We start from the raw sequence: 13,255 nt of genomic DNA, 5'->3' as shown, positions 1-13,255 counted from the left end.
TTGTTAGTCAGGGCTGAGTCGGATCATCATTCGGCACCATGGGCGGCATCCCGACTCCGTAGGGATCGAGCATGTCCGATACACGTCGACCCCACCGTTCATGCGCGGACTGACGGGTAATTCCCGCTGCGCGGCCGATGGTTGACCATGTTGCGCCGAATCTACGCAGGCTCATGACGCTTGCCGTCGAATCGATACCCGCGGCGAGCTGAATCCGGAAACAGGCCAACTGCCACGCCATCTGACGCTGCGCCGGGATGTCGGTGTCCTGTTCTGCCGCCCACTCAGGGCTGCCAGGTAAAGGATCTGTTCCGACAATCTTGTCTGCCTGAGTGCCGGCCTCGGTGATCGCGGCGTTGACCGTGGTGATCGCGGCGGTCTCGATCTTCGCAGTCAGGGCGCGTTCGATCAGGTCTTCCATGAGAAGTTCTCCTTTCGTCAGGACTAGCCTGACAGGCGCTGTTGAATTCTGTCAAGAGTCCCCTGACGGACTTCGAGTTTAATTAATGCACGATTTATTTGTGTACTATCTAAATGGTCTCCGGTTCTGTTGACCGTCGTCGAAGGGGTTGCTGGTGAAAATCGTGGTTTTGTCGTTCCTGGTGGCGTTGACTTTGATGACGGTCGGGATCATCGCCGCGCGCAACCGCAGCACTCGACCTGCCGTGACCGGGGCAGTTACTGCGGCGTCAACGGTTCTCGCTGCCGCCTGGACACTTTTTGCCGTGGCCTTCGTATTGGCCTGATCGTGCTGCAGTGCCGGTGCGCCGGTAGTGGTGGTGAAGGAACTTTGCAGCAGGTCAGATGCGTTTTGTGTGCGGCGCGATGCCGCATACTCTGGCAGACGTGGCAATTGCTGAAACAGACAGAAACTACGGCGGAAGGTCGGTCGCGGCTCGCAAGGCCGAACGCCGTTCCCTCTTTTTGAATGCTGCTCTCAGCGTGTTTGCAGACCAGGGGTATGCCGGAAGTTCGGTGGCGGATATCTGCGCGTCCGCGAGTCTGGCCAGAAGGCAGTTCTACGACGAGTTCGGTAGTCGCGAGGATCTACTCCTCGCGCTGTATGACCAGATTCAACTCGACGCCAGAATTGCAATGGTCGACGCACTCGATGCAGAGCCTTCGGTCAATCTCCGTGACAAGGCAGCGACGGCCATGGCCGCCTTCGTCGAGTCGGTCGGAAGTGACCCACGACGCGCACACGTTGCCTTCATCGACGTCGTAGGTGTCAGTCCCCGGGTGGAAAAGCATCGTGTGGACCAACGTTCGGTCTGGGCAACATTTTTCGAGTCGATCATCAAAGGGATCGTGGGCGAAGATTACGAACCGCCGGGTGGTTACCGGTGGGCGTCCACCGCCTTCATCGGCGCGCTTACCGCGCTGGTGCACCAGTGGAGCACTGCGGAGCCTCGTCCTCCCGTGTCGGTACTGGTCGATCTGATGACGGTGCTCTTGAATGCGTTGATCGACGACGCGCCCCTTCACGCCGACGAATAGGTCACGAACACCAGGGGATTGTAATCCGGCCCACAACGCTCTACTCTCGTCCTCAATGTGTTAGACACTCGCATCTAACTTGTGTGCTCGTGATGAGAACTGCGGCAACACAAGGCAATCTGTGCTTTTCCGGGGAGGAATTGGTATGGGACGACGCTGGACAACTGACCGACAACGCGGGGGCCTCGCAATTGCCGTGATTGCAGTAATCGGGCAGATCGGACTTTCGGCACCTGCCTCAGCGGCACCGGACGAAGGTGTTCCCGCCCAAATTCAGGTCCAGCCTGCCCTGCCGCCTGCGGTTGCACCGCCTTTGCCTGAACTGGACCAGGCCTTCTATGAACCGCCTGTCGAGGTCGTCGAATCCAAGCAACCGGGTGAGATCATCGCCGCTCGTGCGGTGAATCTCGGTACTCTCAACCTGATTCCGACCAACGTGGATGCGTGGCAGATCTCGTATCGATCCAATAATGCTGCGGGCGAGGCAATTCCTGCTGTCACCACAGTGATCAAGCCGCGTGGCGACACTCGCGATGGGGGCCCGCGCCCGCTGCTGTCCTTTCAGATGGCAGAGGATTCACTCGGAAACTACTGCGCACCTTCGTATGTCATGCAGCAAGGCGCGTTGCCGTGGCTGGTGACGGGCGCTGCGACCGGTGGGGCTCAATTCCTCGAAGTGCAGGCGGCACTGGCGCAGGGTTGGGCATTGTCGGTGCCCGATCATCAGGGACCCAATTCTTCCTTCGCCTCCGGCCCCGTCGCGGCCCGGATCACGCTCGACGGTATTCGTGCTGCTGAGAACTTCGAACCCATGGAGCTGCAAGGGCGGTCAACTCGCGTAGGGCTGCTCGGCTACTCGGGTGGATCGATTCCTACCGGTCACGCAGCTGAAATACGGCAGGCGTACGCGCCGGAACTGAATATCGTCGGAGTCGCCGAAGGTGGTGTTGCCGCGGATCTCGGCGCTTTGCTCGACAATGCCAACAACGCTCTAGGGGCCGGGATCGTCGCTGCCGGTGTAATCGGAGTGAGCCGAGAAGATCCTGAACTTGCAGGCTTCATCGATCAGCACATAAACCCTGCCGGCCGAGCGCTTTTCGCTGCCAAGGACAACCTGTGCATGCTCTGGACGTCAGCTGCAGTGCCCTTCCTCAACATCAAGGGCTTCCTCGATGTCCCGGGAGATCCCGTCCAACACCCCACGGTGAGAGCTGCGCTCTCCCGAGCTGCCATGGGTAAGTCTGTTCCTGACGTGCCGATGTACATTTATCAGTCGAATCCCGACTGGTTGGTGCCTGTTGGCCCGGTGAACAAACTTGTCGATACCTATTGCCAAGATCCTTCTGCGAGTGTCGTTTACACCAGAGACCACTTCAGTGAGCATGTCAGCATGGAAGTCGTCGCTTTGCCGAGTGCTCTACTGTGGCTTCGCGATCGGTTCGCTGGTGTGCCTGCTCAGCAGGGATGCAGCACCTTCGACGCTGGATCCATGGCGCTTGATCAGAGGACCTGGCCAGTCTGGGTGGATGCGGTTGGTGAACTCGTCGCGGGACTGTTCGGCAAGCCGATCGGGACCTGACGGGTGACGTGATTCTGCGGTGGTGAGGAATTCTCACAAGGGCAGCGTGTTGCACTGACTGGACGTTATTTCATTGATCGGGCCTTGAAGATGGTGTCTTGTCACCAATGGGTTCCTTTTACCGACGAAAGGTTGCGCGATGACAAAGCTGTTGTTTGCGGTCACTTCTGCAGATCACTGGACGCTGAAGGACGGAACACCCCACCCGACCGGGTACTGGGCGGAAGAACTGGTCGAGGCGCATCGCGTTTTCGTCGACGCTGGCTACGACATCGTGATCGCGACGCCTGGCGGTAAAGCTCCCGTTGTGGACGAGGGAAGCCTGGCGCCCGAGGTGAACGGCGGGCAAGAAGGCGCCGACCGTATGCGCAAGTACATCGCCGATCTGCAGCCGGTGCTCGATTCGCCGGAGATTTTGGAGAACGCCGATGCTGCCGATTACGACGTGGTCTTTGTACCGGGTGGACATGGACCGATGGAGGATCTTGCGGTGTCGGCATCCTTCGGTGAGCTTCTCGTGAACTTCTTGGACGCGGACAAGGTGGTCTCGGCGGTCTGTCACGCGCCGGCGGCACTCCTGCCGGCCCAGAGACCCGATGGAAGCTGGCTGTTCGACGGCTATCAGCTGACCGCGTTCACCAACGAAGAGGAGACGCAGGCTGGTCTGGCGGACAAGGCTCCGTGGCTGCTCGAAACTCGCCTACGCGAATTGGGCGGCAAATTCTCGAAGGCTGAGGCGTGGTCGCCTTATGTCGTGGTGGACCGCAAGCTCTACACCGGTCAGAATCCGGCGTCGTCACGGCCTCTCGCCGAGCGGATTGTCGCCGACTTGGGCTGAGCATGTTTTTTGGCGCCGCATCGAGGTCTCCTCGATGCGGCGCTGGTCCGTGTTCTGTTGTCGCCAAAGAGGTTTGACCTCTCAGGTTTTGAAGGTGGTGTTCGCCGGCCTGGGTTGCTGTCCGGGGTCGATCGAGGGTGGCGGGATGAACCACGGTTTGTTGTCGACACCGATCCGAATCGCCCACTTCCCGACGAACCTTGATTTCCGGTGCATCAACCGGTGGTGCGAACGGCACAGCAGGACCAGGTTGTTCATCACCGTCGGGCCACCGTTGGCCCAGTGCCGGATATGGTGCGCATCCGTCCAGGCGGGCACGCATGTGCAACCCGGGAACGCACAGCCTCTGTCTCGGGCAATCAACGCAGTCCGTTGTTCGGCGTTGACCAACCTCTTTCCTGGTTTCGCATCGAGCGGTGCGCCGTGATCGTCGAGCAGAACAGTGGAGAGGAAACAGTCACACCCGAGGAGCCTGGTCTGCGATACGGACAGTGGTCCGAGCCAGGGCATGTGCCCGACATCGAGATCCGATACAGCCATTCCGTCATCAGCAGTGGAGGGTGTTGCGGCGCAGTCCCGGTGCTTGGCCAGATCCCGAGCGTTGATGTGCACGTTCACGTGCGGACGCTGACCACCATCGGTACCGGTTTTCGCGCAATCGAGATACCGGCGGATCAGTTCGGTGAACCCGTCCGCGGTGCGTTTCGCCGCCGACCGGGCATCGGGGGTCCCGTCCGGTGCTGGGGTCGGCATCGTCAGATTCGACAACGCCGACAACAACATTTCGCCGGTGAGGGCATCGAAATCACCACGCACCACCACCCGACCATTGAGCGTCGAAGCAATCCGCAACTCATTGAGATCGACATCCTCGGCGGGCGGGATCTCATCCGATTCGAACAACCGCTCCAAGGTCGCGATCACGTTCCGCACCTTCGTCGTCGTCGCCTCCACACCCGACGCAGCAGCCAACAACAAATCGATGCACTTCGGTAGCGCCTCCTCCGGCATGCCTTTAGGTGGTGATTCACAGAACGCCACGATCAACACAGCATGCTCGAACGAGCAATCCCCGCCATCGAACCGAGCAGCCACCGCCGGAAACGGCCGCAAACCAGTACCCAACGCGGCGATCTTCTTCCCGTCCCGAACCTGCAGCATCGTGTTGGCCGCCAACCAGGACCCCACTCCGCGGCTGGCAATCACCTGATCATCCGGGCGCAACGACAACTCGTCCACCACCGCCACACGCACAGCTTCGAGGCGCAGAATCTCCGCACTCGCCGACACCGCAGCAGCGCGCAACTCTGCAGCAGACAACTGCCACAACCGTCCGCGTAACCCCACCGCAGAACCCGAAACCACGTCCGACAACAAGACACTCATTGAATCCCCCGATCCCCTCCCCAAAGGATACTCGAACACGCGTTCGAGTCAAGAGGGAATTAGGCGAGGGCGCGAAGGAGTGGAGTGGGGTCGGCGACGACGAACAGATGGCCGCCTCCGTTGATCTCTTCGAAGCGAGAGTCGGGAATCAACGAGTGTGCCCAGCGGGCTACTTCGATGGGTACGTTTCCGTCGTCGGTTCCGTGTAGGAAAACCGTTGGTACCGAGATCGATTGGAAGAGTCCAGGCACCTCGTGGCGATACCGAGCCAAGTCGACAACCCCTGCGGATCCACCCTGTGCGATCCCTTCGGATGAATCCAACTGGAGAGCGGGGCGATGTACCTCGTCGGTCATGACGGCCTGATCGGCGGCCGGCCAGATCGAGACTGAGTCGCTGCGTAGCTTGGAGAACACTCCGGTTCCTGCGAGCATTGCGCCGGCCACACGGGGAGCCCAGGTGGCGGCAAAGTACAACGCAGATACCAGTTTTATTCTGCGTCGCAAAGTATCTCGCGGTGCCCCGGGGATCATGGCGCACGCCAGCACCAGTTTCGAGACTCGTTCGGGAACGGCTGCAGCGACTGCGAGCGCGTAACCGCCGCCTCCGGAGAAACCCATCAGTGTGGCCGAGTCCAACTCTAGGTGATCGACCAGGGTGACGTAGTCGTCGTCCCAGGAATGAAATCCCTTGTCCGTGTACGGATCCGTGCGTCCGAAGCCGGGTCGATCGGGGACTATCAGCCGCATGCCTGCCGTCGAAGACGCGTTGTGGAGTGAGAGCCCTTCGTATCGGCTGCCAGGTGATCCGTGGGCCACGACTACCGGGTGGCCAGTCGGATCGCCGTACTCGCAGAATGCGATACGACGCCCCGACGCGTCGCGAATTTCGGTTGTGGTCACGCTGCTCGTCATGATGTGGTTCCTTGCTGCGCGATCGACGCCACACCGTCCAGGATGAGGGCGACTCCGAACTCGAACCTTCGGGTGGGATCGTGATGAAGTGCGAACACCGATGCCTCGCGTCGATCGGCAGGTGCGCTGTCGAAAGCGCCGCGTCCCAATTGAATTGCGACGTGTCCGGTGACGAAATCATGCAGCGCGCCGTATGCGTACGTGGCCTGCTCGTCCTCGAGGCCGGCCAAGGAAAGGGCGCTCACGACTCGGTGGGCGGTATCGTCGGCCCCGGGTGCTTCCAGTGATGCCTGCCGATGGGCTTCCAGGACCAGGGGATGGCGCATCAGGAGATCGTGGAGGCCGTAGGCGAACGTGCGGGCAACCCCGCGCCAGTCGGTCGGCCAGTCGATCGACGAGACGGCTTCGCCTACGAGAGTCGAGATCAGATCTCGCCTCAAGGCGTCGATGCCGCCGGTTGTGCGGTGGACGGACATCGGCGATATGCCGAGTCGTTCGGCGAGCACTCGAAATGACACCGCATCCAGGCCGTCCGTATCGGCGATCTCTGCCGCGGCATCAAGAATCTGTCTGTGACTCAATGCTTTTGGTCGACCAGCCCTTGCAGAGCTGGTGGATTCGGATACCATGCTGACAACAATAGCGATACGCGTATCGAAATTACAAGTGTCCATCGACCTCCAAGGAGCGCTGCCCGATGACCGATCTCCATCAACTGTCCGCCGTCGAACTTGCCGGTGTTATCGCCGCCAAACAGGTCTCGATCCCCGAAGTCACCAGGTACTTCGTCGACCGTGCGACCACTTCCGATGACGTCGGCGCCTTCACGACGATCGCCGGGGAGCACGCAGTCGCCCTCGCCGAACAAGCGCAGCGCAGGTTGGACGAGGGGGACGCCGGGCCCCTTCCGCGTCTGTTCGGCGTTCCGACGGCAATCAAAGACCTCGACGCAACGCGCGGCATTCGCACGACCTTCGGATCGGCGCTCTTTCGCGACTTCGTGCCGGACGCTGACGACGAGATCGTCGAGGCGATCCGAGAAGGTGGGTTGATCGACATCGGGAAGACGACGGTGCCCGAGTTCGGGGCAGCCTGTTACACCGAGCCGGAAGTCGCTCCGCCTGCTCGCAGTCCGTTCGATCGCACGCGGAGTGCCGCCGGCAGCAGTGGCGGCGCTGCTGCCGCCGTCGGCGCTGGTCTGGTGCCGTTTGCACAGGGAAGTGACACCGCCGGTTCGTTGCGTTCGCCGGCAAGTACGTGCGGAGTCGTTGGCCTCAAGCCGAGCCGCGGTTTGATCACGATGGGCGTGGCGGGGCATGACAACTTCGGATTTGCGAGCAAGGGGCCGATCGCCCGGACAGTTCGCGATACCGCTGCGCTGCTGGACGTTCTGGCGACGCGACCCGGCGCCGGAACTATCCACCCGCCTCGGCCGAAGTCGTTCGAAGAGTTCGTCGTACAGGCTGGGGGAGTTCGGGCTCGCCCCTTGACCGTCGCTCTTGCTCACGGATCGGTCTCCGGCGGAGCCGTGGATGCGCAGCTCTCGGCTGCTGTATCGAAGGTTGGGTCTGTGCTGGAGGGTCTGGGCCACAACGTGTTCGAGCGACCGCAGGCTCGCGATGACATTTTCATCGATGCTTTCGTCAAGATGTTCTCGTCTTTGGCGGGAACCAAGCCGATCCCGGAGGAGTACGAACACCTTCTGCGTCCGATAGTGCAGCACTTGCGAGTTCAAGCAAACCAGGTGTCTTCGGGTGAGCTGGCCGCGGCAATCGGTATTGTTCAGGCCTGGGCGCGGCGATGGAGTCTCGACTACGCCGACGCCGACCTTGTCGTCACTCCGACTGTGACGAAGCCGCCGCTTGCGATCGGGGAGTTGCGCAACGACGAAGACCCCGCGACCGAACTGATCGACATGGTCGCTTTCACAGGAAACACCGTCGTCGCCAATGCAACCGGTTTCCCGTCGATCAGTCTGCCACTCGGTTGGACGGAAGACGGCGTTCCACTCGGCGTGATGATCTCGGCGAAATGGGGTTGCGACGCGGAATTACTTTCTGCCGCTGCAATGCTCGAGGCCGAGATGCCGTGGAAGGATCGGTACCGATTCGACCGCGCAACCGTGCTCTAGTTCGGGAGCGGTACCCGGTCGCTCGCCGATGCGAACCCCAACCACGTGTGGCGGTTACCCCACCAGCACCACCCGACTTTCGGGGCGTTGCGGTTGTCTTTGCCGTCGCGACCGGTTCCGTTGCTGATCCACACGGCGGGAGTTCTGGTGTCGAAGGATCCGTCAGGTTTGCGCAGTCGGGAGCCGATGGTCATGAAACACTTTCCGCGTTCGAGAATGTCGGGGCGCTGCAACAGCCAGTGGATGCCTTCGGTAAGCGTCAGCGGCGTACGGTGTGCGTCGACGATTGCGGGCAATGCTTCGTCCGGGCTCCAGTTGGCCAGGTGATCCCCGCGGTCGACTCCACTGAGCAGATGTAATGGGCTTTCGGGCAGCGTTGACTGCTCGGTGGGGGTGAACAGATCGACGTCCGCCATGTCGACGACTATGAATCCGCGCTTGTTCCCGAGCTCGAGCAACGGAGTCAGAACTGAAGCCGGAGCCAGTTTTTCGTGCACGGTGAGTAGTCCGACATCACCGTGCCCGGTTGCGGCCTCCCTGACATCGCCGGCAGAAAGTCCGGCCATCTCGTGAACACCGAGTTCGATCAATCGCTCGGCTTGCTGATCGATGGGCGGGAGGTCGAAATGCATACCTGCGATCCTACCGATCGTGAGCAGAGCGATCGGAGGGTTCGGCCGCGAGGGAGGCCGGCCACGCAACGCCCAACGCGCGCATGATGAACGGGACGGTGGTCGCTACGACGGCGTCCACTCGGTCGCCGGCCATGAGCATCGGCCGTCGGCTTTCCACGCAGGCGAGGATGAGTTGCGCGGATGCGGCAGCATCGGAATCGACAAAGACACCGGCGTCGACACCTTCCTGAACGAGCTGTTCGACCAGAACCGACAGCGGGACAATATGTTCGAGGAAAATTTCGCGATCCTGCGCTGACAACAATTCGACCAACGCGATTCCTGTGAATCGTTGCAGTGAGAACTCGACGAGTGTCAGTTTGACGAGGATTTCGAGTCGGTCCACAGGATTCTCGCGGTCCGCGAGTTCACGCTCGGCCAGGAGTAGGAATCTGTCCATCTCGCGTGTGGACCAGGCGAGCAGTAACGCGGATTTGTCGGGGAAGTAGTTGTACACCGCTGTCCGCGAGACGCCGGCCGCCTGGGCCACCGTCTGCAGCTTCACGTTTTGCCAGCCCTGCTCGTGAAGTTCGCGAATGAATGCGTCCAACATGGCTTCTCGGGTGGCGATTTTGTGCTCTGCGGTTGTCGCACCACCGGTCAACTTCGGCATGGTCGATCCTCCTGGGTCTGATTCACGGTCACGGGGAGGTCGAACAGGTCCGCAACAAGGCGCGGATCACCTTGCCACATCGATACGGGTGCGAGCATCATCTGCTGCGCGATCGAGCGTACGGATCGGCAGACCTCTTGTTCTTCGGCGAGTGTGAGCGTCGTGCGTTTGCGCAATCGCTCCATCTCCGCGGTAGTGAGATCAGTGATCCATTCCTCGGCTGCAAGCGAGAGGGGTGAATCCGGTGTCACGACCGATCCAACTCGGCACTGGAGAACCGCGAGGTCATCACGGACAGCGTGATGACGGCGACGACCGAGACGGCGTGTGCCGCCGCCAGCCAGAGCGACTCGGGTGCATGTTTGTGAAGGGTGGGCGCCATCAGCATGGCCATGAGGAGGGCGAGACTCGACAACATCGCGGGACCGTTGGGGCGGCCGACAAGCAGGCCGACCAGAAGAACGAGCGCGACGACGCTGCACGCCACATCTACAGGCGGGTACGTGGCCGGAACGATTCCGCTGACAGTGTCGGTGAAGTTCAGCCCGATCGACACCAACTGTGCGAGACCTGTCGCGCCGGCCAACCAGGCCGTCCAACGTAGTCCGTGGAGTCCCGCTTTCCGAATGCCGGTCAGGGTTCCTTCGGCGGATTCCCACGCTTCGGACGGCGGTGTTGTCACGGCTACTCCTTTTTATGACGAGGTGTCGTCATAAAGTAGCAGTGCGCGATCGCGAGATTCTTGCCGGTAGGTGACTGGCCTGCTTCGAAGGGATAGCGTCGAAGTACCGGCCGAAATGACAATCGCGGGGAGGTGGCTCGATGACGACCTCTGCCCACACGGATCGGCCCTCGTCGAAACAGAGTTGGTTGGCGCGCGCAGCCTTCGCGGCCCTGGTTCTTGCAGTCGCGGTGCTCCTGATCTTCGCCGGACTGAAAGCCTTGACCATGCTGATCCTGGGGATCGGTGGGGTGGTCGTGTGTGTCGTGGCCGTGTACTGGTTTCTGACCACCCGCGGATTCCTCCGCTGGATCTCGTTGGCGATGGTGGTACTGACCCCGATCGTGGTGCTCACGTTCCTGGTCCGAGAACGACTCCTGTGGGTGGTGCTGCTCGCGATCGGGTTGTTCGTGGTAGCCGGTATCTGCGCTCGCACCGCCTTGGCGGGGGAGGAGAAGGAATTGCCGGTTGTCGAGCGACCGGCACCGCCGCCCGTCAAGCCGTTCTTCGTGATGAACCCGAACTCCGGTGGTGGCAAGGTCGAGAAGTTCGACTTGAAACGCAAGGCCGAGGAACTGGGGGCCACGGTCGCACTGCTCGAGGGGCCCGAGAAGATCGACGTGACGGCCTTGGCCAGGCAGGCGGTCGCGGACGGCGCCGACCTACTCGGTGTGGCCGGTGGCGACGGAACACAGGCACTGGTTGCTGCTGTCGCGGCCGAACACGACCTGCCCTTCCTCGTCGTCAGTGCGGGAACGCGCAACCACTTCGCCGCGGATCTGGGGCTCGATCTCGAGGATCCATCTCGGTGCCTCGACGCGCTCGTCGACGGCGTCGAGGTCACGGTGGATCTGGGAAATGTCGGCGGTCGAACTTTCGTCAACAACGCATCGTTCGGGGCGTACGCCGAGGTAGTCCAGAGTCCGGAGTACCGCGACGCCAAGACCAGCACCTTCTTGCAGATGCTCCCGGATCTCCTCGCCGGACGTGCCGGAGCGGTGCTGACCGCGCGCTCCCCGAGCGTGTCCGCGGTGGGTCCACAGGCTGTGCTTGTCAGCAACGGCCCGTACGAGATGAACGACCTGGCGGGGCTCGGTCATCGGCCGCGATTGGACCGGGGCACTCTCGGAATCGTCGCGATCTCCGTCAGCAGTGCACGTCAGGCCATCGGGTTGCTCCATCGGGCGCATCAACACGGTCTGGCTCAGGGCACCGGATTCGAGGTGATCGTCGACGCCGACACCGACGAGATTCCGGTCGGCGTCGACGGCGAGGCGCTGGTGATGCCAACTCCGGTCAGATGCACGGTCAGTCCGCAGGCGCTGAGGGTCAGAGTCCCCCGAGATCGACCGGGCATCCGTCGCCCCCGGCACGCCTGGGATCTGGTCCGGTTGCGAGAGTTGGCGAAGTTCAGGCGATCCGGCGCATGACCTGACCGACGGCCAGGACTCCCTGCGGATCATGCGTGTCCGCCAAAGCGCTCAGCCAGTGAGCGGTGTCCTCGTCGTAGGTGCGGGCGATCTTCTCCGGGTCGACGCTCGGCGCGAAGTTGGGCAGTGCATGCCCGTTCGTCCATGGCGCCATCGTTCGTCCGAGAGTCTCGGCGTGCGGGACTACCGCGTCGACCATCGGTGGGGCAAGAACTCCGACGGTGAACAGCGAGAAGGCAGCGTCACGATGGCAGAAGGCGCTGCGGTGCTCAGGTTCCCGTGCGAGGGCGCCCCCGAGGAGACGTAATTCGACGACGGTTTGGGGTGAACCGGATCCGGGGCCGGCAGCGGCGAGCAGTGCGTCGACGGCCTCGTGTGACAGCTCGTTGGTCAATGCCGTGGATTCGTGCGTCGGCATCGGGTCGACGGGATCGGCGTGCACTGCCCCGAGGGCGGCATAAGGCAGCACACCGACTGCGTCGATCAAGGGTGTTGCGATTGAACGGATTCGGTCGATCAGTGACTTGGCATCGGATTCCTCGGCAAGACTTGCGAATCTGACCGCGACGGTGAGCCTGCCGGCCAGCGGTGGCGGAACCTGTGGAAGGGGTGGAAGTTGCAGAAAGGCAAGAGAGGTCGAGCTGTGCTCAGGCAGGTCGGCGCCCCAGTCCAGCCAGGCGTGCGCGACCGCACTTGCATCTGCGCCGTCGAAATAGAGTGCACCGCCGTAGAAGTGGGTGACCGGTAGTAGGTCGATCTCGATGGCTGTGACAATGCCCAGTGTGGCCTTGCCGCCGCGCAGTCCCCAGAACAATTCGGCATGTTCGTCGGGGGTGACATGAATGAGTTCGCCACTGCCGGTGACGATGTCGAACGAACGAACGTGATCCGACGACAGCCCGTACGTGCGCACCAACGGGCCGATGCCGGCGCCGGTGAGGAAGCCGGCGACTCCGACAGTGGGTGAAGAACCTGCCAGTGGCGCCAAGCCGTGGGGTGCGGCAGCGTCGATGACGTCCTGCCAGATCAAGCCCGCGCCGATTCGGGCAGTGCGGTTTTCGGGGTCGACGACGCACTCCGTGAGCCTGCCGGTGTGGACGAGGAGAACGTCACTGCCGAGAGGGACCGCGCCGTGGCCGGTGCGCTGAACACCGACGCGCAGACCCAACTTCGCCGCGAATCGCACCGTTGCGGCAATGTCTTGCGCGCTCTCGACTGCCACCACAGCGCCAGGCGCGACGGGAACCGCTGCATTCCACGGAATCGCCAACTCGTATCCCGTTTCGCCAGGCAGGGAAACGGAGCCGGTCACCTCTGCGCGCAGTGATTCGACCGCGGCGTCGAGCGTGGGGGTTTGAAGGTTCATGGTCTTCCTTTCCTCATCCGTCTTTCGGTCAAGGGAAGGATGTCCGAACAGGCTTGGGTGGTTCTTGACGTATGTATCCCAAGCGGATCCAAGTTTTATCCAAGCG

The 13,255-nt window shown here is 61.9% G+C and carries 15 protein-coding genes; 6 read left to right on the top strand and 9 right to left on the bottom strand.

Annotated features, from left to right (window positions below; genetic code table 11):
• Positions 1-7: 7 nt before the first annotated feature.
• Positions 8-421 (bottom strand): hypothetical protein, encoded by a 414-nt coding sequence (locus A0W34_RS27735; RefSeq protein WP_081558618.1) that lies wholly within the window; start codon positions 419-421, stop codon positions 8-10.
• Positions 422-575: 154 nt separating this feature from the next.
• Between A0W34_RS27735 and A0W34_RS33250 the strand changes: the two genes are divergently transcribed.
• The 4 genes from A0W34_RS33250 to A0W34_RS27720 all read left to right on the top strand — a co-directional run bounded on the left by A0W34_RS33250 (position 576) and on the right by A0W34_RS27720 (position 3,914).
• Complete coding sequence (locus tag A0W34_RS33250; RefSeq protein ID WP_007735738.1) at positions 576-746, top strand: hypothetical protein; 171 nt, start codon at positions 576-578, stop codon at positions 744-746.
• A 58-nt stretch (positions 747-804) separates the two neighbouring features.
• The gene (locus A0W34_RS27730; RefSeq protein ID WP_007735740.1) at positions 805-1,497 is read left to right on the top strand and encodes a TetR/AcrR family transcriptional regulator; all 693 of its coding nucleotides are present in this window, start codon (positions 805-807) and stop codon (positions 1,495-1,497) included.
• Positions 1,498-1,642: 145 nt separating this feature from the next.
• The gene (locus A0W34_RS27725) at positions 1,643-3,076 is read left to right on the top strand and encodes a lipase family protein (RefSeq protein WP_116057683.1); all 1,434 of its coding nucleotides are present in this window, start codon (positions 1,643-1,645) and stop codon (positions 3,074-3,076) included.
• A 139-nt stretch (positions 3,077-3,215) separates the two neighbouring features.
• Entirely contained in the window at positions 3,216-3,914 is a 699-nt protein-coding gene (locus A0W34_RS27720) for a type 1 glutamine amidotransferase domain-containing protein (RefSeq protein WP_047272333.1), read from the top strand.
• Between the two features lie 81 nt (positions 3,915-3,995).
• Here the strand turns inward: A0W34_RS27720 and A0W34_RS27715 are convergent, their stop codons facing one another.
• The 3 genes from A0W34_RS27715 to A0W34_RS27705 are packed head-to-tail and all read right to left on the bottom strand — an operon-like array spanning position 3,996 to position 6,795.
• Positions 3,996-5,300 carry an HNH endonuclease signature motif containing protein gene (locus A0W34_RS27715; protein WP_081558617.1) on the bottom strand — a complete coding sequence of 435 codons (1,305 nt, stop codon included), beginning with the start codon at positions 5,298-5,300 and terminating at the stop codon, positions 3,996-3,998.
• A 59-nt stretch (positions 5,301-5,359) separates the two neighbouring features.
• Positions 5,360-6,214, bottom strand: coding sequence for an alpha/beta fold hydrolase (locus A0W34_RS27710; protein WP_058038420.1), 855 nt, complete (start codon positions 6,212-6,214; stop codon positions 5,360-5,362).
• On the bottom strand, positions 6,211-6,795 hold the full coding sequence (locus A0W34_RS27705; RefSeq protein WP_230359246.1) for a TetR/AcrR family transcriptional regulator: 585 nt from the start codon (positions 6,793-6,795) through the stop codon (positions 6,211-6,213). The genes A0W34_RS27710 and A0W34_RS27705 overlap by 4 nt, the downstream gene beginning before the upstream one ends.
• 116 nt (positions 6,796-6,911) lie before the next feature.
• On the opposite strand from A0W34_RS27705, the gene A0W34_RS27700 reads away from it, so the two are divergent.
• Positions 6,912-8,345 (top strand): amidase, encoded by a 1,434-nt coding sequence (locus A0W34_RS27700; protein ID WP_081558616.1) that lies wholly within the window; start codon positions 6,912-6,914, stop codon positions 8,343-8,345.
• Here the strand turns inward: A0W34_RS27700 and A0W34_RS27695 are convergent.
• From A0W34_RS27695 to A0W34_RS27680, 4 genes are read right to left on the bottom strand one after another with little or no spacing between them, the layout of a single operon-like run.
• Positions 8,342-8,977: a DUF5701 family protein gene (locus A0W34_RS27695; protein ID WP_058038417.1), complete on the bottom strand. Its 636-nt coding sequence runs from the start codon at positions 8,975-8,977 to the stop codon at positions 8,342-8,344. The two genes, A0W34_RS27700 and A0W34_RS27695, sit on opposite strands and share 4 nt — an antisense overlap.
• Positions 8,978-8,987: 10 nt before the next feature.
• A complete protein-coding gene (locus A0W34_RS27690) occupies positions 8,988-9,632 on the bottom strand; it encodes a TetR/AcrR family transcriptional regulator (protein WP_058038416.1) in 645 nt (214 codons plus the stop codon).
• On the bottom strand, positions 9,620-9,883 hold the full coding sequence (locus tag A0W34_RS27685; RefSeq protein WP_007730221.1) for a hypothetical protein: 264 nt from the start codon (positions 9,881-9,883) through the stop codon (positions 9,620-9,622). Before A0W34_RS27685 ends, A0W34_RS27690 begins: the two co-directional genes overlap by 13 nt.
• Positions 9,880-10,314, bottom strand: coding sequence for a hypothetical protein (locus A0W34_RS27680; RefSeq protein WP_058038415.1), 435 nt, complete (start codon positions 10,312-10,314; stop codon positions 9,880-9,882). The genes A0W34_RS27685 and A0W34_RS27680 overlap by 4 nt, the downstream gene beginning before the upstream one ends.
• A 140-nt stretch (positions 10,315-10,454) precedes the next feature.
• Between A0W34_RS27680 and A0W34_RS27675 the strand changes: the two genes are divergently transcribed.
• Positions 10,455-11,783, top strand: a complete 1,329-nt coding sequence (locus A0W34_RS27675) for a diacylglycerol/lipid kinase family protein (protein WP_058038414.1) — start codon at positions 10,455-10,457, stop codon at positions 11,781-11,783.
• On the opposite strand, the gene A0W34_RS27670 is transcribed toward A0W34_RS27675, so the two are convergent.
• Positions 11,764-13,149: an FAD-binding oxidoreductase gene (locus tag A0W34_RS27670; RefSeq protein WP_054188288.1), complete on the bottom strand. Its 1,386-nt coding sequence runs from the start codon at positions 13,147-13,149 to the stop codon at positions 11,764-11,766. The genes A0W34_RS27675 and A0W34_RS27670 overlap by 20 nt on opposite strands.
• Positions 13,150-13,255 lie beyond the last annotated feature (106 nt).

The organism is Rhodococcus sp. BH4 (assembly GCF_002079265.1).
Taxonomy (GTDB): Bacteria; Actinomycetota; Actinomycetes; order Mycobacteriales; family Mycobacteriaceae; genus Rhodococcus_F; species Rhodococcus_F qingshengii.
The sequence above is the reverse complement of the archived record's forward strand: the minus strand, read 5'-3'. Positions and strand labels throughout refer to the sequence as shown.